The 21,538-nt window shown below is 43.1% G+C and carries 18 protein-coding genes and 2 pseudogenes; 8 read left to right on the forward strand and 12 right to left on the reverse strand.

Annotation, left to right across the window (positions count from 1 at the left end):
• The first annotated feature begins 124 nt into the window (after nt 1-124).
• Nucleotides 125-511 (forward strand): PEP-CTERM sorting domain-containing protein, encoded by a 387-nt coding sequence (locus tag RMO55_RS10025; RefSeq protein WP_310426204.1) that lies wholly within the window; start codon nt 125-127, stop codon nt 509-511.
• A 235-nt stretch (nt 512-746) separates the two neighbouring features.
• On the forward strand, nt 747-1,070 hold the full coding sequence (locus tag RMO55_RS10030; protein WP_310426206.1) for a hypothetical protein: 324 nt from the start codon (nt 747-749) through the stop codon (nt 1,068-1,070).
• Between the two features lie 15 nt (nt 1,071-1,085).
• On the opposite strand, the gene RMO55_RS10035 is transcribed toward RMO55_RS10030, so the two are convergent.
• The 3 genes and pseudogenes from RMO55_RS10035 to RMO55_RS10045 form a co-directional block, all read right to left on the reverse strand.
• The gene (locus RMO55_RS10035; RefSeq protein ID WP_310426208.1) at nt 1,086-2,459 is read right to left on the reverse strand and encodes a hypothetical protein; all 1,374 of its coding nucleotides are present in this window, start codon (nt 2,457-2,459) and stop codon (nt 1,086-1,088) included.
• A gap of 237 nt (nt 2,460-2,696) precedes the next feature.
• Nucleotides 2,697-3,152, reverse strand: coding sequence for a pentapeptide repeat-containing protein (locus RMO55_RS10040; RefSeq protein WP_310426338.1), 456 nt, complete (start codon nt 3,150-3,152; stop codon nt 2,697-2,699).
• Nucleotides 3,132-3,689 (reverse strand): annotated as a pseudogene (locus RMO55_RS10045) (serine/threonine protein kinase); the annotation flags it as partial. The pseudogene RMO55_RS10045 and the gene RMO55_RS10040, both read right to left, overlap by 21 nt.
• An 88-nt stretch (nt 3,690-3,777) precedes the next feature.
• Between RMO55_RS10045 and RMO55_RS10050 the strand changes: the two are divergent.
• A pseudogene (locus RMO55_RS10050) lies at nt 3,778-4,625 on the forward strand (IS630 family transposase).
• 10 nt (nt 4,626-4,635) lie between these two features.
• On the opposite strand, the gene RMO55_RS10055 reads toward RMO55_RS10050, so the two are convergent.
• Entirely contained in the window at nt 4,636-4,842 is a 207-nt protein-coding gene (locus RMO55_RS10055; RefSeq protein WP_310426209.1) for a hypothetical protein, read from the reverse strand.
• Between the two features lie 95 nt (nt 4,843-4,937).
• Nucleotides 4,938-6,626, reverse strand: coding sequence for a VWA domain-containing protein (locus RMO55_RS10060; RefSeq protein ID WP_310426210.1), 1,689 nt, complete (start codon nt 6,624-6,626; stop codon nt 4,938-4,940).
• Nucleotides 6,627-6,748: 122 nt separating this feature from the next.
• Between RMO55_RS10060 and RMO55_RS10065 the strand changes: the two genes are divergently transcribed.
• Nucleotides 6,749-6,886: a hypothetical protein gene (locus RMO55_RS10065; RefSeq protein ID WP_310426211.1), complete on the forward strand. Its 138-nt coding sequence runs from the start codon at nt 6,749-6,751 to the stop codon at nt 6,884-6,886.
• Nucleotides 6,887-7,042: 156 nt separating this feature from the next.
• On the opposite strand, the gene RMO55_RS10070 is transcribed toward RMO55_RS10065, so the two are convergent.
• Together RMO55_RS10070 and RMO55_RS10075 are read right to left on the reverse strand one after the other, a co-directional pair.
• A complete protein-coding gene (locus RMO55_RS10070; RefSeq protein ID WP_310426213.1) occupies nt 7,043-7,501 on the reverse strand; it encodes a hypothetical protein in 459 nt (152 codons plus the stop codon).
• Between the two features lie 658 nt (nt 7,502-8,159).
• Complete coding sequence (locus RMO55_RS10075) at nt 8,160-8,843, reverse strand: LuxR C-terminal-related transcriptional regulator (RefSeq protein ID WP_310426214.1); 684 nt, start codon at nt 8,841-8,843, stop codon at nt 8,160-8,162.
• 102 nt (nt 8,844-8,945) lie between these two features.
• On the opposite strand from RMO55_RS10075, the gene RMO55_RS10080 reads away from it, so the two are divergent.
• On the forward strand, nt 8,946-9,614 hold the full coding sequence (locus RMO55_RS10080; protein WP_310426216.1) for a DJ-1/PfpI family protein: 669 nt from the start codon (nt 8,946-8,948) through the stop codon (nt 9,612-9,614).
• A 466-nt stretch (nt 9,615-10,080) separates the two neighbouring features.
• Nucleotides 10,081-10,521 (forward strand): response regulator, encoded by a 441-nt coding sequence (locus tag RMO55_RS10085; protein ID WP_310426218.1) that lies wholly within the window; start codon nt 10,081-10,083, stop codon nt 10,519-10,521.
• Between the two features lie 275 nt (nt 10,522-10,796).
• On the opposite strand, the gene RMO55_RS10090 is transcribed toward RMO55_RS10085, so the two are convergent.
• The 4 genes from RMO55_RS10090 to RMO55_RS10105 form a co-directional block, all read right to left on the reverse strand.
• A complete protein-coding gene (locus tag RMO55_RS10090) occupies nt 10,797-12,251 on the reverse strand; it encodes a peptidoglycan DD-metalloendopeptidase family protein (protein WP_310426219.1) in 1,455 nt (484 codons plus the stop codon).
• Between the two features lie 89 nt (nt 12,252-12,340).
• Nucleotides 12,341-13,129, reverse strand: a complete 789-nt coding sequence (locus RMO55_RS10095) for a biotin--[acetyl-CoA-carboxylase] ligase (RefSeq protein WP_310426221.1) — start codon at nt 13,127-13,129, stop codon at nt 12,341-12,343.
• Nucleotides 13,130-13,150: 21 nt separating this feature from the next.
• Nucleotides 13,151-15,217, reverse strand: coding sequence for an AAA family ATPase (locus RMO55_RS10100; protein WP_310426222.1), 2,067 nt, complete (start codon nt 15,215-15,217; stop codon nt 13,151-13,153).
• Nucleotides 15,214-15,351, reverse strand: coding sequence for a hypothetical protein (locus RMO55_RS10105; RefSeq protein ID WP_310426224.1), 138 nt, complete (start codon nt 15,349-15,351; stop codon nt 15,214-15,216). The genes RMO55_RS10100 and RMO55_RS10105 overlap by 4 nt, the downstream gene beginning before the upstream one ends.
• Nucleotides 15,352-15,478: 127 nt before the next feature.
• On the opposite strand from RMO55_RS10105, the gene RMO55_RS10110 reads away from it, so the two are divergent.
• Nucleotides 15,479-15,943, forward strand: a complete 465-nt coding sequence (locus RMO55_RS10110) for a hypothetical protein (protein ID WP_310426225.1) — start codon at nt 15,479-15,481, stop codon at nt 15,941-15,943.
• Between the two features lie 398 nt (nt 15,944-16,341).
• Nucleotides 16,342-17,442, forward strand: a complete 1,101-nt coding sequence (locus tag RMO55_RS10115; RefSeq protein WP_310426227.1) for a glycosyltransferase family 4 protein — start codon at nt 16,342-16,344, stop codon at nt 17,440-17,442.
• A 109-nt stretch (nt 17,443-17,551) separates the two neighbouring features.
• Here RMO55_RS10115 and RMO55_RS10120 read toward each other — a convergent pair whose 3' ends face one another.
• Nucleotides 17,552-21,481, reverse strand: a complete 3,930-nt coding sequence (locus RMO55_RS10120) for a filamentous hemagglutinin N-terminal domain-containing protein (protein WP_310426229.1) — start codon at nt 21,479-21,481, stop codon at nt 17,552-17,554.
• Nucleotides 21,482-21,538: the final 57 nt, after the last annotated feature.

The raw sequence follows: 21,538 nt of genomic DNA on the forward strand, positions 1-21,538 counted from the left end.
AGTCTAATTACATTAGTTAAGGAAAAATATGCGAACTAGCAGCTCACAAAATATAACTCGAGACTTGGTGCCATGAAATGGCACCAAGTCTAAAATCGCTCTTTTCGTTGGCTCAATATTGGGATTGGGTTTGATTGGGGTAAATCCGGCTGGAGCTGTTACTTTTGGCAACATCGCACAATTTCGGATAATTTTCGATCGTGCCGATCCTAATTTGCTAAACCCTTCTGTGCGATACGATACTCCAGCAGCTCCATTCAATCTTCTTGGACTATTTGAACAAACTACTTCTGGTTCAGTTCCCATTGGTACTCGAAGTATCTATACAGAATTGTTAATGGTAGGACCAAATACAGGTTACAACGATACATATGCTGATAATCTCTCTCTAATACTCACAGATATCAACGCCACTGCTACTAGCGTTCCCGAACCTTCTGAGATTCCAGGCGTATTGATTGGTGGTGCTTTAGTCGTGGGTGCGATTAAGCAACGCAAACAGAAACTGTAGAGGCGGTTGAAGACTAAGTATCGCAACCGCCAAGCTTGCTAGGACATACCCCCGACTTCTTGGAGAAGTCGGGGGTATTTCAGTACCAATTAGGTTTTTAAAGGTGGGGAATTAGACACCTGCCGATCGATTAAAATAGAAGAGTTCGATCGATAGCTGTCGAAGCTTGCGCGTCGTCTAACGACGATCTAACTCTTCAAAACTCAAATTCATAATATAAATATAGAATAGCACAATGTCAGTAACTATCGAAACCGATCTCAAGGATATTCTGGTACAACTCAATGGCAAATTAGAGCGAATTCAAGATGACATCACCGACCTAAAAGTTGGTCAAGCTGAAATTAATGGAGAAATAAAAACCATTAATACTAAGATTGTGGGCGTAAATGATAAAATAGATGGACTCCAAAAAACAGTAGATAAATTAGCTGTAGATGTTTCTGCCTCCAAGCAAGATATCTCAGATCTTAAAGGGGTTAAATCTCTGATTATTCCTGGCTTCGTCGCTATACTTGCCAGTCTCTTAACTTTTGTTTTTAGAGGTATTAACTTATGATAAATTCAGGTATTTTTAATTCCGATCTTCTTTGAGATAACGATTACCTTTGGGAGAGGATTCTACTCGAATTGAGAAAGGGAGATCCTGGGCATATTCTTCTAACTTATTTGCAAATTGTCTAACCGATCGAGCATTACCTAATTTACTACTAGCCTCAGCTTCGGTAATCGTCCCATGCTTTTCGATATGTTTTAAAACAGTAAGATGAGGATTATCGATAAATCGATCGTACCATGCTCCAGCTACAACGATTCTGTCAATCTCGCGATCTATCGTCGGCGGTTGTGGCTCGAATGTTTGGAGATTATTTTCTAGATCTATTTCGTCGATCGATCGAAGTTTAGAATGAATCTTTAGCTCTAAATTATCTAGTTCCGCCTGTCTACTACTCAATTCTAATTGAGCTATTCTTAACTCCCTCTGGAGCAATCTATCTGAGAGTGGATCGGGATCGATCGGGATCTGTGCGGCTAATTCATCCAATTCTGCTTGTTTAGCTTGCAATGCTAATTCTACCGAACTTAATTGCGATCGAGTATCTATTAATTTTTGTTCTTGACTAGCCAACTCTGGCATTTTTTCAGCGATAATACAATTCAGTTGGTCTAGTTCTACGATGGTTTCTTGTTGATTTTTTTGTCGATCGCTAATTGCTAAATCTAACTCGCGTAGCAATAACTGTTTCTGTTCGATCGATTCATTAAAACCACCATCTTCTATCACCTGCTGATTTTGAACCTGCTGAATCTGTAGCTCCAATTCTTGCTTAGTCGCCAAATATCGATCGATCTGAAGCTGGATATCTGTTAATGCTATTTTAGATCGATCTTTCGCACCTTCGAGCTGCATTTTCTCTGCTCGAACACGAGATAATTCCAACTTCAGACTATTTAGATCCGTATCAACTTCCAGTAGACAAGCTTGCTTATCCTGAATTTTGCGATCTAAACTAACCGCCAGACTTTCTTGCTCCTGAGCATCAATAGTTAGTGTCGATAATTGTTGCTCTAATTGCTGAAGTCGATCGCGGTCTCGATCGAGTCGAGCGGTCAAATTAGCTGCTAAACTATGTAATTGCGATACCCTAGTCTCGATCTCTTGCCGATCTTTATCCCTAAGTTGCAAATGTTCGTTCAGAATTGCGCCTCGATGCTGCAACTTATTTAACCGCAGCTTTCCCCGCTCCAATTGACGATATACCTGCTGCTGGCGTTGACGAGATCTAACTACCACACTAGCCGCCATTCCTGGTAGCGTCGCCACACCAATCAGCGCAGACTGAGCGAGATTCTGCGTAAATGGCAAAGTACAGCCACAGCTCACCCCAAAGGCGACAGAGCCAATCTTTAACCAGTTTTTGAGACTTGGTGTTTGTTTGGTAGACACTGGCTATTAGCTAGAGGATCGGGGTTGGTGGCGAGGGGCTAGAGTTGTTGGTGACGAATTCTACCCTTAATTTCGAGGGCATTCGATCCCGATAATTCAGCAACGCCCTAATTCGTCTATGATAACCTGATTCTGGCGTTGGCGTAGCCTACGGTCGGTAATCGATAAAATTAAGTCTATCCTTCAGAGAGCGGTAGTTATTAATTATTAATTATTAAAATCATCGTCTAGATTGAATTATGGCTGAAACTTGCGATCTGGTAGATTGGCTTCACGTAAATCGGCACTTTCTAAATTTGCCCCAGTTAGCATCGCATCAGAGAGATTTGCCCGACGGAAACTTGCACCCCGTAAATCGGTATTGCGCAAATCTGCACCAGCTAAATTAGCATCAGTAAAGTCATAACTTTGTAAATTGAGATTCCGCAGATTCATTCCAGCTAAGTTACAGCCAGGACAACCTCGATCGGCTTGCAATTGCGAGATTGAGATCGAGTTTGTTGTGGTTTGAGTCGGTTGATATTCGAGCGATTTATGTTTGTTAATTATTAGCAATCCTATCACAGCAAGTACTCCTAAAACAATCGTTTTAGATGAAGGAATTTGCTTAGGTTCGATCGCAGCGAGTGTTTGCAATGCGGTTAAGGCATTCTCGGCATTTGGATAGCGAGCTTCAGGATTAGGATCGGTCATTTTCGTTAGCCAATCTAAAAAATTCGACGGTAAATGACTTAGATGCGATCGCAGATCTAGGCGATAATTATGGTCGATTAGTCGATCGATCTCTGTTGATTTACGTCCTGTTAATAGACAAACTAAAGTCACACCCAAACTATATAAATCTGAAGCCTTCGTTAAGGGGCGATTGAATAACTGTTCGGGCGGCATAAAACCTAAAGTCCCTTTAATCGTACTGCTCGCAGTTAGATCGGTGTTATTAATTCTCGCAAAGCCAAAATCGATAACATAAACTCGATCGGCATCATCAATCAAAATATTTTCAGGTTTGAGATCGCGATGAATAATTGGTGGTTGCTGTTGCTGGAGATAAATTAATATTTCTAAAATATCGATCGCGATCTGCTTTACTTCATCGAGTGTAAATTCTCTGCCTGAATTTGCCAGCGTAGTGCCAGATTTATATTCTTGAACCAAACAAAATCCAGTCGGTGTTTCCCAAGCAGTTAAATATTTAGGAATACGGGGATGATTTAGGTGTTGCAAAATATCAACTTCGCGTTGATATAGTCATTCCAAATAAGAACGAGACAAAAAGAGATAAAATAGAAAGCAAAATTATAGATCAGGTCGCATCGAAATGTCTTACAGTTTAGATTTAAGAAAGAGAGTAGTAGAGTTTGTAGAGCAAGGAGGAAGCGTATCAAAGGCAGTAAAAAATTATCAAGTCAGTAGAGCAACGATTTATCGATGGCTGGGTCGAGAAGAGCTGGAAGCAACAAAAGTCACTAGAAGAAAAAGAAAGCTAGACTGGGAAGCAGTAAGAAAAGATATCGAGCATAACCCAGAAATGAAGCTAGCAGATAGAGCCAGGATTTTTGGAGTAAGAACGAATGCAATCTGGTATGCAGTCAAAGAGATGAAGATAACGCGAAAAAAAAAGATCTAAGATATAGAGAAAGGAGTAAAGAGGAAAGAATTGAGTACTACAGAAAGCTAAGAGAATTAATAAAAAAGCATGGAAGTGAAAGTCTTGTATTTATTGACGAGTCAGGCTTTGAGGAAAATGTAGAGTGTGTGTACGCGTGGTCAAAACGAGGGAAAAAGGTCTATGGAGAGAAACAAGGAAAACGAGGGAAGAGAGAGAATCTAGTAGCAGGAAGAAGAAAGAAGAAGAAAGAATTTATCGCCCCAATGATATTTACAGGTAGCCTAGATGCAACAGGGTTTGAAGGATGGCTAAATTTATTTTTAATTCCTAGTTTGACAACAGTATCAGTATTAATTATGGACAATGCACCAATTCACCGAAAGAATAGAATTAGAGAATTGGTAGAAGCAGCAGGGCACCAAGTTTTATTTCTACCAAGATACTCGCCCGATCTAAATGATATCGAGCATGACTTTGGTGCAGTTAAAAAATCGAGAATGTACGCCAAGCCAGGTACTTCTATAGATGAGATTATTCGAGATTACTGCATTGCTTAATGTCTCATTCTTATTTGGAATGACTATATGCATCATAATCTCCCCAGGTATTACCAAGACTGGCAAACTGAAATTGTTTGATAACGACAAATTTGTCGCGATTTAGATCTTGAGCTAAATAGGTAACTCTACCACCATGAATATTTTGCCCTAACACTCGATCGATCTGGTAGCCTTGGGGCGATAAGTCTGGTAAATTTTGGTTATGATTATTCATATCGCAATCCGATTTGATTTGATTTGGCTAGCACAGATACCCGACTGCTTGAAGAAGTCGGGTATCTAGCAGTAATAGTTTAAGAGTGAAGATCTCTAAGATTTAGTAAGCTTCTTACTCTTTTCAACCAAACGAATAAACTCCGCTCGATATCCATCCAAATCTGCACCCTTAGCTTGACTTGCCAACTCTAAAATACTGCCAAAATTGCTACTACCCTTATAAGGTGAATTGCGTAAATTCATCCCATAAGCAGCAACAGCCGCCGCAAACTTGAGATTGTTAGAAGCAGTATTAATCGGTTTGGCGATCGAGCGATCGACTTTCCCAGTTAAGAGTTGAGACGTGTCGGATTTTGGAGCTTTATACCGCAATCGAACTTGCATCAGCTCATTGCTATTCGCGGCAATTTGAGTTTCTTTATCTGCTGCAGTTTGAGCTGTAGGTATGGCAAATTTAAGATCGGTTTTCACCCCTGTTGGAATCACCTCATATAGGGCTGTAACTGCGTGTCCGGCTCCAAGTTCGCCAGCATCTTTTTTATCATCTTTGAAATCTTGATTAGCTAGAACGCGATTTTCATAGCCAATCAGACGATATGCTTGGACTAGCTTGGGATTGAATTCAACTTGGATTTTGACATCTTTAGCGATCGTCAACAAAGTCGAGCCAAATTCTTTCACCAATACCTTTTTGGCTTCCATCAGATTATCGATATAGGCATAGTTACCATTCCCTTTATTGGCTAACTGTTCCATTTTGGCATCTTTGAGATTTCCCATTCCCAAACCGAGTACAGTGAGAAATACATTGCCCTTGCGTTCTTTTTCGATCAGCTTGACTAAACCATCATCGCTGCTCACACCAACATTAAAATCGCCATCTGTTGCCAGAATTACCCGATTATTACCGTCTTTGAGCAAGTTTTCTCGCGCCACCTTATAGGCTTGAATTATCCCTTCCCCACCAGCAGTAGAACCACCAGCCTCTAATTTATCTAGAGCAGCGATAATTTTATCTTTTTGATTTCCAGGCGTAGATGTTAACACTAAGCCAGCACTACCAGCATAAACGACGACTGCGACTCGATCGATCGGGCGCAGTTCATTAACCAATAATTTGAGCGAAGCTTTGAGTAGAGGTAATTTATTCGGCTCGTTCATCGAACCAGAAACATCCAACAAGAAGACTAAATTATTCGGCGGTAATTTCTCCATGCTAATCTTTTTACCTTGCAATCCAATCTGCACGAGTTTGTGCTGCGGATTCCACGGTGCGCTGGCGATTTCAGTATTGATCGAAAATGGTTTATCTCCTGTTGGCTGAGGATAATCATAGGGGAAATAGTTTACCATTTCCTCGATTCGCACGGCATCTTTGGGCGGCAATTGTCCATCATTAATAAATCGCCGGACATTACTATAACTAGCTGGATCTACATCGATCGAGAAAGTCGAGAGTGGTTGTCGATCGGCAGTGTAAAATTGATTATCCGCGATCGATTTGTAGCTTTCGTTAGTAGCTGGTTCTTCTGGTTGCGATGCACGTTTAGCTTCTGGTTCTGGAGGTGTTGAAGAATCCATAGTGCTACCAGTGAGACCTTCTAGTTTCCCTATTTCCGAATTAGCCGCACTAGAAGCTGGTTTGCTAGCTGTTTGGTTGGGCACACCAGTCGGCGCAGATGACTTATTCACGCCAGAATCACAGGCGGTGAGACTGCCGAGTAAGATGACGAGACTGGTATAAACTATCGATCGATAGATCGACTGAGCAGGATGAGACATAAAAGTTAGCGATAATGGGTAGTGGACTTGAGTGTGAGTCGCGACTACCTAATGCCAACTGCCCGAAATGAAATAGATGCAAGGGCAGCATCAAAACAAGTTTTCGTCTATTCCCAGCTACAATGCCATTTTCAGAGATTCCAGAAACGATCGAAAAAATAGTTCATCGACAGCTTAAACTGCCTACCTCTTACATCAGAATGCAGTTACTAGTGTTGAGTAAATATACTTGGCACGGTCACAATCTGAGAGCTTCGTAAAACTCTTACCTACCCTTTACTCTCTACCCGAGAAGCGCAAGTTATGCCCGTGCCAAGTATCGTGAATAAGTGACGCTTTCACAGCCGACCGCAAGTAGTCTGGTGGGAGTATCCGGCAGTTGAGGTGGCGATGAACTATTTGATGGTGAGATGGTGCTAGAATTTGTAGCCAACACCAAATGTAATATCGGTAGAATATTCACTTTTGAAGGGGATTGCTACACTACCTTTAAGTGCAAATTGGTCGTTGAGAGAGTAGTCTGCACCGCCGATAACGTAGCCAGTCACGTTGGCTCCATTATTACTATTGTCGCCAGTATAAACATTGAAACCAGCACCAGCGTAAGGTTCTAGTCCAACATTGCTACCATACATATCGAAGTCGTAGGTAGCAGATGTACCCAGTACAATCCCACCGCTAGGAAAACGGATTGTAGGGCGAATCGAGATATTTGGGGCGACTGGAAATCTAGAATCCACTCCAAAGACTGCCGTACTACCACCAAAAGAAACAGAGGGCGCGATCTGGTTGGGTTTTGTTTGTGCTTGCACTGGTTGAACTGTGAATAGAGTAGCGATACCCAGTACTGCAACGAGCATTAGTTTAATTTTCATGATGTTATCCTTCATTTTTAGATTTTAGTCAAGAGGTTTATCTAGTACTGAGCGGCGTAAATCTATGTACTATTTGGCAAAGGGGAAAGGGGGATCTGAGATCTGGGAGAGAGGAGTAGAACATAAAAAATGGTAACTCTATTTAAGCCGCTCAGTACTAGTCATTTAGTCAGGGAACAGATCGGATGTTTAACCGAAAATATCGATTTAACCGAACTAGAGTTTTCTAATACATTTAATATAGAACTAAACCTTATCTGTTTCCATCTATCTAAAGTATAAAAGTCGATCTAATTATCAGCTATTATTTCAAACCTGGCAGCATAACTGACTTATTTTCAGTCAGTTATTATCAAAATATACCTCTTTAGATAGAAGACATTAGCCTTTCGGCGATCTAACAAGTAGGGTCGAGATTATCGATCCGGTGGATGTGGGGTTTTTCGATCTGCTAATTTGAATTTAAGCGAACACAAGCAAAAATTAACGACGGGATTTAGCCTTAGTAAATGTTAGTTATTAAAAATTGTTAGGTCGAATTCTCCATCTACAGCAATCCTAAAGCTCACATTCTGCACTCAGGAAAAGTAGCATGAAAAAAGCCTAGTTTTACGAGCGAGTTGAAGTTTTTGGCGGTCAGTCTATTTAATCCAAATAGCTAACAAGAAGAAAGCCGTGCAACCATTTCGGCACGAGAGGAAACTTCAAGCTTCCGAAACATTCGCTTCAAAGCCTGTTTAACGGAATTTTCTGTAATCCACAGCTCAGTGCCAATTTCGGAATTCGTGCGCCCTAAAGCAACTAGTTCGACAATTTGCAATTCACGCGCTGTTAATAGCTTGTTTTTGAAAGATTGGGGTGACGATCTCGTTGTCACTGCCCAGATAGATAAGTGCAAACAGATCCCACTCAAATCGGCTAGATTTTGGGCATCGAAAGCAGGCATCGATCGATCGCGAGTGCAACCCAGCGCACCTACCAGTTGACCGCGAACGACAATTGGGCCAGCCATCACATGCCAATGGTCAGGACGAGGGCAGATTAGGCTCCAAATTTTGGGGGATGTCACCAATCCTTCATGTACGGGTGCATGACGCTCTGTTAGATAACGGGCAATGGGGTTAAGCTCAATCGATAGGGCAACTTTTAGTATTCTTTGAAGATTGCGATCTAGTAAGGGTATTTGGTCAAAGAAAAAAATACCCGATCGTTTAGCCGCGAAATACTCGCCAACTTTTGGGATGACATCCGTTTTTAAATCTCGTTCTGACTCGACTCGGTGGCAATGCCTCTCTGAAAGAGAATCGATCGCCGCGAATAAAGGCTGTAAGGAAGCAACCATGGTGTCAAAAAGAGTACCCGATCGAGGACTATGCGCGATCGATTTCCACTTCTAGTATAGACATTATCAACTTTGTTACTATCACCACTAAGAGATTGATTTATGATTGATTCACAACAGCACATCATTGGTTTAGTATTTTATCCTGGCATGACATCATTGGACATTATCGGGCCACAGCAGGTTTTTAGCGGTTTACCTGGTGTCCAGATTCATCGCATCTGGAAAACGCTAGATCTAGTTAAAACTGACGATGGCATGATGGTGCTACCCGATACTACCTTTGATAATTGCCCACGCCTGGATATTATTTGTATCGGTGGCGGGATCGGACAGGCGGTAGTAGAAGACGATCCAGATTTATTGGCATTTTTACGCAACCAAGGCAGCACCGCTAAATTTATCACTTCTGTCTGCGGCGGATCGCAGTTTCTAGCGAAGGCAGGACTGCTAAAAGGTTATCGAGCAGCTACGCATTGGGCAGCACGCCCCCAACTTGCTGCATTGGGTGTGCAAGTTGGCACCGAGCGGGTAGTAATCGATCGCAATCGGATTACAGGTGGTGGCGTGACAGCAGGTATCGATTTTGGGCTGACGCTTGCCAGCATCCTCTATGGCGAAGAAATTGCCAAAATTACGCAACTATTAATCGAGTACAATCCCGCTCCGCCATTTGATACTGGATCTCCGGAAAAAGCGGGGGCAGAGTTGGTGGAGAAGGCAATGTTATTTATGCAGGGTATGATGCCCGCTCCAGTCGTAGTAAACTAGCGAAATTTATTGGTATGTGTAGCTTTGGTTCAGATTCTGTTGCGATACTTTGCACGGGTATAGATTGCACTATCGTTAATGCTTGTCTGATCTCACTAAACTTTTCACTAGTTTTGGTATTTCTTGGTCGATATATATATTGACTTCTTGGGACATAGTGCGCGGCGTAGATGCTTGGCTCGTCTTTTTTTAACGTCATGGATATAGCTACGTTCGCGGAGCATCTCTGAAAGAGAATCATGCTTTTGAGAAAGGGGAATATCAACAAAAGATGTAGAAAGTTTTGAGTCTATTCTTGTTAGTTTGTATGTGCTAATTTAAGATATGAGTCTTCGGACTCTAAACCTTCCTTTTGGTAGATGAAGAATTTTGTCAAAGCCTTACAATAGAGGAATACCGCCCAAATGGCACCGTAAATTACTATATTAGGTAATAATCCATGATGATAGCTACCCGATATCCTGTAATGACAACCACTCAGCACCTCAATATTCTCCTCGTCGAAGATGATGAAGTCGATGTAATGAACGTCCAACGCGCTCTGAAAAAAAACAACGCGACTGCCACTCTCTATCGGGCAGCTAATGGAATCGAAGCTCTCACAATGCTCCGTACCAATAACCAAATTCCCCAAAATAACAACAACAAGTTATTAATTCTGCTCGACTTAAATATGCCTAAAATGGGCGGACTAGAATTTCTTAAGGAATTACGTGCAGATCCCACTTTGTGTAATTTATCTGTAGTTGTCTTGACGACATCCAGGCAGGATAGAGATCTAGCTACTGCTTATCAATATAATGTCGCTGGATATATCATCAAACCGATTACCTTTAGCAGTTTTGTCGAAACGATCGATATCTTAAACCGCTATTGGTCGATGTCTGAAATGCCGTCACCAGCATAGACTATAGACTATCAATTGCCAGATGGGAATGGGATCGAATTACTTCAAAAACTGCGTGAACAGGGTATTCATGTCCCCATCGTCAGTCTAATGGGACAAAATGACGAGCGAGTCGCCTGCACCAAGTTTTTCAGAATGTGATGCGAGTACATGCTGCGGAAATAGCGGTGGAACTTGCTAACCGTCACCCTGAAACAATTACAAAAAAATATCCCGATCGCGATGGCTAGCAGGATAAGTAACTTTAGTTAACTTTAGGATTTTTCTGAAATTATCTAATTGTAACCAGGTGGTAAATCTCTCTGAGCAAATGGTGCCGATCGACGGAGATTATCCAGCGCGTACTTGATATCGTCACCAGGATCGACCGCAACCCAACCATCAGAGGTCGCCATCCGCGACTCGAAATGGAGGTGAGGGCCAGTAGAGTTGCCTGTGCTGCCTACTCGTCCAATTACAGTACCTTGTTCGATGCGTTGACCTGGTTGGACGAAAACTTCAGAAAGGTGACCGTAAAGAGTCTGCTGGACACCGTTGTGTTGAATCACAATTGCTTTACCATAACCACCGAGCCAACCGGAAGATATAATTGTCCCAGATCCAGCAGCGACAACAGGTGCGCCCATTGGTGCACCGATATCTACCCCAGAATGGAAGCGACGATTGCCTGTAATGGGGTGTGTCCGCCAACCAAAGCTAGAAGTTGTGGGAGCGGGACTACTGAGTGGGTAGATTAATTCGGCGTTAGACTCATTTTCCCCAATGTTCACAAAGGCAATGGGTTTTGATTGTGATGCCGCTACTGCTCCAGGCCGAACACTGGGAATTGCAGGTACGATGGGGACTACTTTGTTAGCAGTGAGCTGGGGTAGTCTGGCAACAGGTTTGACTTCGGATGCTCTCGCTGCTATTTGAGGCTTCATCGGCGCAACAACAGTACGTTTGAGACCAGCCAAAGGTACATATTGAGGGGTGAACGTGGAACCCTGAGTGCCCTTCAGTACGTTAGGATCGATCGCGACAGAAGCTGAGATACTAGATCTAGACCTACCGATCGATGGTGATGCAGCAGTCGGTAAAGTAGGAACGGCTGGTACCGATCGATAACTATTCGCTGACTCTTGACGCTGGATACTAGTCGCAGGGACAGATTGACCGATCGCTGTCTGTGTCTTAGTGTAGCTAGGCTGGATCTGGCTTTTAGTTATTGTGACTATTTCCCTATTCCGCCCAGGAATGATGCTACTCAAAGGAGCTGGAACGGGAATATTGATGAATTCTTCAGCGACTTCGCGACCGGAAGTCGATTCATTTACACTTACAGTATAGTTGTCAGCAGTCGATAAATCGGTATGCTGTGGACGGACGATCGTGCCTGTCGGCAGAATCACCGCTGAGGCAGCGGCGACAGCCAGTGGTACTTCCCGATTGGGAAGTTGGTCTGGAGCCACTCGAATGGAAGGCTGCTCCTGAGCGATGGGAAGGTAAGGACCATATGTTTCCCGATCTTTTTGTTCGACGGCCGATGCTGAGGCTTGAATGAGTTCCGGTGCTTCAGTTTTGGACGTAGAAATTGGTTTGATATCTGCCCAAACAACGCCAGTAGTACCAAGAAAGCTGAGGCTACTAAGCCAAGCGACAATCTTTAACAGCAGAGGATTTCGGAAGAAGATACTTAACCGAGGCTGCTGATGTGAATGATGAAATGTTTTTTCTGCCTTGCTGCTCATATATTATTGTTAATCTAATGCAGTCTTTGTTCAGAACTATTCATCCGCTTCAGCATAGCAAAATCGATTAATTTCGCATATGTCCAAAGTCACAAACTCTCGTAGCCCAATGTGAATGTACCTGGTGTAAGATAAGTTTCCGTTATCTCTGTGGCAGTTGTAAAACCAATGTGTAGTTCTCCTTGCGGTGAGATGCCTAACACAGTTCCTAACTGACCATTCACTAGTACTGAGCGTCCACGAGCGTTGAGTAGTTCCAGATAGTCCAACAGTAAACTGTCGATCGTTGCTGGAGTGCAACGTTTGTACCCGCTTATAATTCCCCTAATGGTACAGCTTGTTAACATTTCGATGGAAAAATTTCGGTAATTTGGCTGATAATCATTGCTGGGGGCTAAATTTATTGCCAGACCTTCTACCGTATTTGTATAATTAATCCCAACTCCCACGATCGCATGTTGAATTCTACCTTGAGAAATGCGGGTTTGAGTTAAAATCCCCCCCAGTTTTCGATCGGCTAAGATTAAATCGTTAGGCCATTTAATTGATACTGGCAGCCCTTTTTGTCTCAATTGATGCGCGATTCCCCAGACAATCCCAAGCGTCAACTGATGAATGTTTCTCGCTAGTAGATCTGGAGATATAGCAAGTGATAAATATAACCCACCTGTGTCTGAATCCCATTTTTTGCCCCGCTGTCCCCGCCCATCTGTTTGCATTTTGGCAATGATAATCGTTCCTGGTGGTGCATTTTCTTCAGCAATTAGTTGGGATAATTTGTTGTTAGTCGATCCCAGTGTATCGAAAATATGGATATTAAAATCCATTTCTAAATCCACGCCTTCTGCTAGTAAGTCTAATATTTTTCGATCGTTCATAGAGCCACTATTTGCTATCCACTATTCACTGATTTCAATAATTTCGGTATAGTCAAAGTCGTTCGGACTGCACTTAATTAGCGGATAATGACGATTGTTAATTTCTAGATAGTCTTCAGGACAGTCTGATTTAGACGTATAGTAAGTCAAAAGATATTGTCTGCCTATTTTTGGCTGCATTTCAGTTTCGACTTCATCGCGCCATTGAGTTTTAGTAACTAGTACGACCAGTTGATTTGCCAGTTGAGGTAAAATTTGAGCAATTTGACGACGGGAGATCCGATCGAGACTGCCAAATGGCGAATCCATGACGATCGGAAAGGTATTGCTCTCTGGTACTGCGAGCAGTTTTTGCTCGCTCCAGGAGCGGACTCGATCGATGATGCCACCGATAAATGAGAGACTGAGAATCTGATTTTCGCCTGTAGATGCAGCAACGGTTGTTTCGAGATCTCTAGTATTTTCGACTAAGATTAGTTCGTACTTTTCGGTAATTTTGGGTAGATATGGAGTGACAGAAATTGTTTGAAAAATCTGTTGGACGCGCTGTTCGAGGTCTAGACGAAATTGTTGTTCTTGTTGGTGGCGGATGGTGTTTAATTCGTCAATTGCCAACTGGGCAGCTTGGAGACGACGATGGGCTAACTTTTGACGATCTTGGTTAGTTTGTTGTTTGGTAATTTGTTTCGCTAGTGATTGAATTTGTCCTTCGAGATGGACGATCTGTTGTTTGTTTTGACCTTGGGTGAGGGTGAGATCGCGGACTTTAATTTCAATATCGTCAAGCCGTTTTTGGAGATTAGCAATCTCAATATTGGTATCTTGACGGAGTTGTAATTCGAGATTGTCGATTTGGATTTCGATCTGACTAATTTCCGCTCTAGCTGTAGTGACAATTTGCTGATGTAGATCGATCGACTTCCAAAATTCGCCACCTTTAGTTTGAAGGTCTTCGACTTGGGTAATCAGTCGCATAGTTGTCTCTTCAATTACCGCAATACTCGCGCGCGATAGCCAAGTTTGAACTTGGAGATAGGCAGAAGTCTTTGGCTTGAGTTCCGTGCCACAAAGACAATTTTGGTCGTGCAGTAGATGGCTGAGAAATTCACGCGAGATTCCTTGATTTAATTCGCCTCGATCGCGTAAATCGGCGACAATTTTTTGGAAGTCTTGAGTCAGATCTGTGAGTAAAACGGTGTGCGCTTGAGTCGAAATTAATTGTTTAATCGCTGTCTGCGCTTGACGAAGTTGCGTTTGGTGGATGGCTTTAGTGCGTTCGAGTTCTTGCCTTTTTAATTGGGTAGCTTTGGCGGCTGTAAGTTCTAGCAGGTAATGGTTTATTTCTTGTTCGATCTGTTTAAAACTAGCTATTTCTCGGACTATTTCAGCTTCGCGTTCCTGGATTAGATCGATCTCTTGTTGACATTGTTGTTGAGACTTGAGTAAATCCTTCGTCGTCGTATCGCCAATTTGAGCGAGTTCGGTTTCCAGCGTCCTTTTCGCTTCACCCAAATGTTTAATCGATCGATTTAATACTTCCACTCCCAACAGGATTTTCGTAGCTTCCGCAATTTCCAATCGTTTATCCTGACGGACAATTTGCTCGATCCGTTCGCCATCGAAGAAGAAATATTGATGTAGACTAGCTGGTAAAATTCTGCCGATGATTTCATCCGGCGGTTGTTGAGGATGTAGCCATTTACCATCAGCATCACCAATATATAAGTAGAGTAACTCATTGTTGACGAGGTTAACGCCAGTTTGCTGCTTATAGGCGCGACACATCCGTTTAGCGCGATAACGCTTCCCATCGTGTTCCCATGCAACTTCCACCCAACTATCGACAGCCGTACCCACATCGGCTTCAGCGATAGCGCGTTTATTGACTAGCTGCTGAGATTCAGCAAAAGCGGCGGTGAATTTTTCGTAGAGTACCCAGGTAAAAGCATTAAGAATCGTAGTTTTACCTGCACCATTATTCCCGTGAATGATGGTGGTGTTGCGATAATTATCAGTGGCGAGGTGGATTTCGGGAGTTTCACCGTAAAATTGACGGAAGTTGCATAGACGAATCGTGGTCAATTTCATATGACAATTTCTTTGATGATTTTGAGGATATCATCATTAATTGGTGAATTCTTCTTGCGATCGAGCCGATCTTTTTCTAATTGGAGCACCCGCTCGATAATTTGGCGAACTTCGGAAGTGATATTTTGGGTCATTATACTGAGCTAGCAGTGCTAAAAACTTCAGAATGTAATGTTTAGAGGGAACTTAGTTCGGGTATCGATCGTCTAGACTTTTATATCAATCGTCTGATTTTATACCTTAAATAACCATTATCCTACAATGAAAAAGTTTTTATTCCTACCCGCAATTCTGCTAACTTGGATTGTGACCACAATTTCCCAAACTCCGCAAGCAGCTCTGGCTGGCGGTCTTGGTAACAACTATATCGCGCCCTCCGTAACTTTCGGCGGTGGCTCAAGCGTGTTTGGCATCGATAGTAAATTTGGTCTGTCGAAAAATGTCTCCCTCCGCCCATTTATTTCGTTTCCATCCAATGGCACAGAATTCGGTGGTAGTCTTACTTATGACTGGGATCTGCCTCAAGCAGCTTTCCCAATTACACCGTTTATCGGTGTGGGGATAGATCTCCAGACAGTCAACGAAACTACGACAACTAATGGTTTTGCCCAAATTGGTGCAGATTTGAACGTCAACAGTAGCTTGGCGTTACTAGGTTCGTTAGCGATTCCTTTTAATGGCGGCGGTAACACTAGCTTTACGCTCGGTGCTGGCTTCCGTTTTTAAGTCACAATCGTTGGTTCGAGATTGCGGACGATACTGGTAATCAGATGACTTTCGATCGTCCGCCAAATCGACGAACATGACGGGAACAAATGCAGGTAGTCCAGATTTGAGCATCTGGGTGATGGGCTTCAAGTCTAGCGCAGGAAAATATCAATACGGTTCGGTTGAGCCACGCGACTGAAGTCGCAGCTAGTGACGCAAAGTCCGCCTACACGGACTATTGAGGAGGGGATTTCCCAGTGCGAAATGTGAGTTTTGCAGTTTATTAGTGACAAGTTAAGCCTGTGAACTAACTGCTGGGGTGTGGGAAATAAGCAGCTCTTTTCCTCTTCACCATCCACTTTCAACCTGGGTTATTTGCTAAAATCAAGAGACTTCAATCCTTACTTTCATCTTGCTTGAATAGCCGATCTGCTCCTCCCAAACTCAAAATTCTCATTCTGTCAACTCCAGTCGGTGCATTAGGTTCTGGCTTGGGAGGTGGTGTCGAACTAACGATCGCCAATCTCGCCCGAGAACTGCGATCTCGCGGACATGCGATCGACATTATCGCCCCTACAGGTTCTGAATTAGGGGATTTATCAATTATTCAAATCCCAGGAGAACTTCAACTTACTGCCCAAACCCAGGAACAGGCTGCATCCATTGTGATGCCTGGAGATCCGGTGCTGGCGAATATGTGGGCAAAAGCCAGATCGATCGAGCACCATTATGACATCATTTTTAATACTGCCTTCGATTGGCTACCATTCTATCTAACTCCGTTTTTCGATCGACCGATCGCCCATTTTGTGAGTATGGGTTCGCAAATAGCCGCGATCGATCTGGCAATTAACCGAGTCGCGATCGATTTTCCTGGGACAATTGGTGTTTGTACCCGCACCCAGGCTGAAACATTTAGCTTTGCCGATTTGTGTTGCGTCGTTGGTGGTAACGGTGTCGATCCGGCTGTTTATGACTACTGTGAGACTCCAGAAGACTCGCTAGCTTGGCTGGGGAGGATTTCTCCCGAAAAGGCTCTCGAAGATGCTGTAGCCGCCGCCGATCGGACGGGAATCAAGCTCAAAATCATGGGTAAAATCCAAGATCCACTCTACTGGGACAAAATTCAACGAGATTATCCTCACGCCCCGATCGAATATCTCGGCTTTCTGCCCACCCATGAGTTACAACAATCCCTTCGTACCTGTAGAGGCATGTTGATGACTCCCCGCTGGGTCGAAGCCTTCGGAAATGTGGCAATTGAAGCCCTCGCTTGTGGTGTCCCAATCATCGCTTATCGGCGCGGCGGGCCTGCTGAAATCATCACCGATGGTAAAACGGGGTTTCTGGTCGAACCAGACAGTGTAGAGGGCTTAATTGCGGCGATCGATCGACTAGATGAGATCGATCGAGCCGATTGTCGTCATGCCGCCGAAACAGTCTTCTCCCAATCAGCTTGGGGAAATTTAGTAGAAAGCTGGTTTTATCAGTTGCTAGATAGAAAACACGCTAAATGAGCGGGAGCTTGGTAGCCTTTCCCCTAAAACCTAACCTCAGATTATGCCCGCGCGAAGTATGGGACATATCAGATCCCCTACTTCTCGCCTCACAAACGTCCTAACAGTCCTATTTCCCCTCCTGCGGACATACAACCTTCGTTCCTATCGGTGCGCCCTCCGTCTGAGCAGATATCAACGTCACCTTCCCCTTCCCGTCGAATACCCAACCCACCGCAGGTGCTAATTTTCGAGTGGTTTGACTAGTTACAGGCTGCGTTTTCACCCCACGAGGATCGTGCCAAACCACCTCACTAGTCAGCGGATCTTCGGCATTTTGTGGATGTCCGCCCTTACCGATAATGTAGAATTTATTCGCCCGTTGACTCTCGCCACAGGCTTGGGAGATTTTTTTACTCGCATCGTCAGGCACAGCAGTAAGTTCGCCTTTATCTCGCCCTGGATCTGTACCTGGGGTGCTAATATTCACACTGCCATTTTGTCCGAAGGTGGAGCTGGCGGTAATATCATTAGTGAAGAGGGAGTCTTGTGCTTTGGGGCGATACTGGATACCAAATAAGCCTTGACTGGTAATATTGATATTCCCACCATTACCTCCGTTAGCATTGGCGGTGATATCGTTGTCGCCGGGAGTCGCGATAATCAGGGGACTGCTAATCGTAATATCGCCACCATTACCATTTTTCTGGGTGCTACCAGAATTAGTTGCGATTAAACCCCCACTTTTCATCAATAGTAAATCGCTAATCGCTAAGGTAACATTAGCACCGCTGACAGAAGTTGCATCAGAGATAATGAACGCGGTATTAGAAAGTGAAACTCGTGAGGCATCAATTGAAACGTTGCCAGCTTCTCCCGATCCTGTGCTTCTGGTACTTACCCCTGCCAGGTTATTGAAGGATATTGTTTGTTTGATTTTTAGATCGATATCTCCAGCATTTCCCTTACCATTTACTGGCGTAATTTGGTCTGTAGAGCTGGTAATAAAACTGCCATTATTTAATTCCATTTCTCGTGCAGCGATCGAAATACCTTGGCCATTTCCGATCGCCTGTTTAGAAATATCACTAGAAACCAATCCTGCATTAACAAAAGAAAGCTTACCTTGAGTATTGATGGTGATTTTACCCGTGTCACCATTACCAGCAGAACTACTATTAATTGAGGATTTTTCTGCTCGAGTATCTCCAGTCGTTTTAATATTGATGTCTCCGGCATTACCTTTTCCAGTTATGGCAGCAGATTGGAATGTGGCGGTAAAAATGTTGCTATCAAATAGTTCCAATTCTCGCGCATTAATTTTAATACCCTGACTATTACCAACCGCAGTTTTAACTATCGCACTAGAAATCACCCCTTCATTAACTAGAGATAACTTCCCCTGAGTGTCAATGCTAATTTTCCCTGCATCACCACCTCCATAAGTACTACTAGAGATTTGTGCGGAATTTGACTTGTTTGCTAGATTTGGATTAGTTGAAGCTGGATCGTATCCAGTTAGCTTAATATTGCCAGTGGTTTTAATATTAATATCTCCGGCATTACCTTTGCCATTTACTAGAGCAGTTTGGAATGTATTAGTAGAAATATAACTATTATTAGCTAATTCTAATTCCCTTGAATTGATACTAATACCTTTACTATTACCTAGTGCGGTGTTGAAAACTCCACTAGCAATGTTTCCTTTATTGAAAATAGCCAATTTACCCTGAGTATCAATAGTTATTTTTCCTGAATCACCAAATCCAGTAGTACTGCTATTAATTTGCGACAGATTCGATGTGATGGGATTAAGTAATGATGAATCGTATCCAGAAACATTAATGTCTCCAGTAGTTTTAATATTAATATCACCCGCATTACCTTTGCCATCGACTGGTTTTGTCTGAACTGTAACAGTAAGAATAGAACTACCATTGGCTAGTTCCAATTCCCGTGCTGCGATATTGATACTTTTACCATTTCCTACTGCTGTCTGACCGACTGTGCTAAGAATATTGCCTCTGTTAATGAGAGACAACTTACCTTGTGAATCGATCGTAATTTTACCCGCATTACCCTGTCCATTAGTACTGCTCTCGATCGATGATATATTTGAGAAGGTCGGACTAGCTGAGGCTGATTCGGAGCCAGAGATATTAATATTACCAGTAGTTTCAATATTAATATCACCAGCATTCCCTTGAGCCTTTGGTAGAGAGCCAGTGCCAATCACACTATTATTTGATAGCGTTAGTTCTCGCGCTACAACATCAATACCTTTACTATTCCCTACGGCAGTATCAGAGAGGTTGCTACTAATATTTCCATAATTTACAATAGATAACTTACCCTGAGTATTAATAGTAACTTTGCCTGTATTTCCATATCCGCTAGTATCACTACTGATATATGACAGGGTAGGGTTAGTTAACGATGAATCGTATCCCGAGACATTAATATCTCCAGTAGTTTTAATATTGATATCTCCTGCATTACCTTTGCCCTCGACTCGATTAGTCTGGGATGTTCTACTCGAAATATAACTATTATTAGCTAGTTGCAATTCCCGTGCGGAGATCTCAATACCGTTACTATTGCCTACTGCTGTGGTAAAGATTCTACTCACAATTGCCCCTTTATTAAAAAGAGCTAATTTCCCCTGAGTATCAATGGTAATTTTCCCTGCATCACCCTGTCCTTGAGTATCGCTACTAATTCCCGATGAAGTAAGATTAGTTGCTGTTGAATTATAACCAGAGATATTGATGTCTCCATTAGCTTTGATATTAATATCTCCGGCGTGTCCTCGTGCTGTTTCTAATGCATTATCACTGATAATAGTGCTACTACTGGTGAGATTGAGATCTTTACTGACTTTAATATCGATATTTCCAGCATTACCCGTTCCAGCCGTTAATGATGAGATAGCTGAGTTATTTTTAATGTCCAGATCGCCAGCCTGAATTTTAATATCACCAATCATTCCCTCAGATCCAACCCGAATAGTATTCTTAATATCCGAATTATTGAGATTGAATTTCCCGAATGCATCGATATTAATACCTCCAGTTGCTGCTGTTTGTACTCCCGAATTTCGCCCCAAACCTGCATCTAAAGCCGCAGGTTGGTCATTTAATTTTACACCTGAGTTGAGGATGTCGAGATTATTAGCACTAATATTAATGCTGCTACCGTTGGTGGTGGCGTTATTAAAAAAGGTATTAACGGTGTCGAGCGTTCCTGTCGCGCGAACTGTGATGCCCGCGCTATTAGTTAGCAACACGTTACTGCGCCCTACTCCATTACTGCTAAATACCAACCCACGATTACCAACAGTAACAGTTCCCGCACTTTTCAATCCCCCAATATCCACCCTACCCCCAGGGGCGATAATCTTCCCACCACCAGCACTACCATCGAGCGTGACATTCCCACCGATTAACCCGATGTATTGACTATTATTCGGTGTTTGCAAAGTCCCAAAATTATTAATCGCGCCAGTTCCCCCACCCATATTTAAACGGGAAACATTAAAAAACACGTTCGGATTGACTGATAGTAACGGTGCATCGCCATTCGCATTCGCCCCAAACGTAATCGTTCTCCCACTCCCATCGACTAAATCGATACTATTGGCCGTACTTCCGACAAATGCTTTACCGACATTTAACTGGGCATTCGGTCCAAATACCACCCCATTAGGGTTAATCAGAAAGAAATTCGCATTGTTGGTATCAATCCTCCCATTAATATCGGAAAATAAACCACCTGTGACGCGGGTAATAATGTCCCGATTTCCCACTGGATTGGCGAAATTTGCCTGTCCGCTCGTCGGTACAGAGAAATCGCTGAAACTATGAAATAACGTCTGTCCCCGCTGCAACCCACCCGTGATGTTAAAGTTGTTATTACCACCCGAAACTTGAGTACCGATTTGCGTCTTGTCAGCCACCGGAATCCGGTTAGAAGGCTGGTAGGTTTGGGCGTGGGCGACGTTTGCACCCAGGAGCAAGCTAGTCAGAGCGAGGGGCGCAAATAAGCGGGTGGGCGTTTTCATCGTCGATTCGAGGCAGCAAGGATTAGTGTATTATATTTTGCTGCTAAAATTAAATTG

Source organism: Chamaesiphon sp. VAR_48_metabat_135_sub, assembly GCF_031418915.1.
GTDB lineage: Bacteria > Cyanobacteriota > Cyanobacteriia > Cyanobacteriales > Chamaesiphonaceae > Chamaesiphon.